We start from the raw sequence: 631 nt of genomic DNA, 5'->3' as shown, positions 1-631 counted from the left end.
CGACAGAGAATCGGAATTGGCTCGGCTGATGTTCGTCTTCTCCTGCTTCACAGGTATGGCTATCGCTGATATGGAAACGTTGCAATATAGGCATATCCAAACGGCAGCGGATGGACAGAGGTATATCCGCAAAGAGAGACAGAAGACAAAGGTCGAGTTCATCGTACCACTGCATCCCGTAGCTGAAGCCATCATCAGCCATTGCAGGAACGAGCAGGCAAGAAACGAAGAACAGCAGACGGTGAAAGAAAAAGGCGACAGCCTTGTCTTTCAACCTCATTGCAGCCGTAGCGTGATGGGCAAGAACCTGAGCATCGTGGGTAAGGCTTGCGGTATCCGTCAAAGACTTTCGTACCACATGGCAAGACATACGTTTGGTACGATGTGTCTAAGCGCAGGTATTCCTATTGAGAGCATAGCCAAGATGATGGGGCATACCTCCATATCAAGCACGCAGATTTATGCGCAGGTAACGGACAACAAGATTTCAAAGGATATGGACAGGCTTATAGCCAAACAATCGGCAAATGAGAAAGAAATAGCGGAGAGAGAGACTTGTGAATCTTCGGATATTGTAACCTGTAAAATGGAAGAAACGGCATGAATACGAACTATAAACAAAGGACAATGA

The 631-nt window shown here is 46.8% G+C and carries 1 protein-coding gene; it reads left to right on the top strand.

Annotated features, from left to right (window positions below):
* A partial coding sequence (locus AC1DCD_RS10280) for a site-specific integrase (protein WP_480349373.1) occupies positions 1-604 on the top strand: 604 nt, incomplete at its 5' end.
* Positions 605-631: the final 27 nt, after the last annotated feature.

The sequence above is a fragment of the Prevotella sp. C0209C1 genome, from assembly GCF_056583855.1.
Note: the sequence above shows the minus strand (reverse complement) of the source record. Positions and strands in the feature narration are given on the sequence as shown.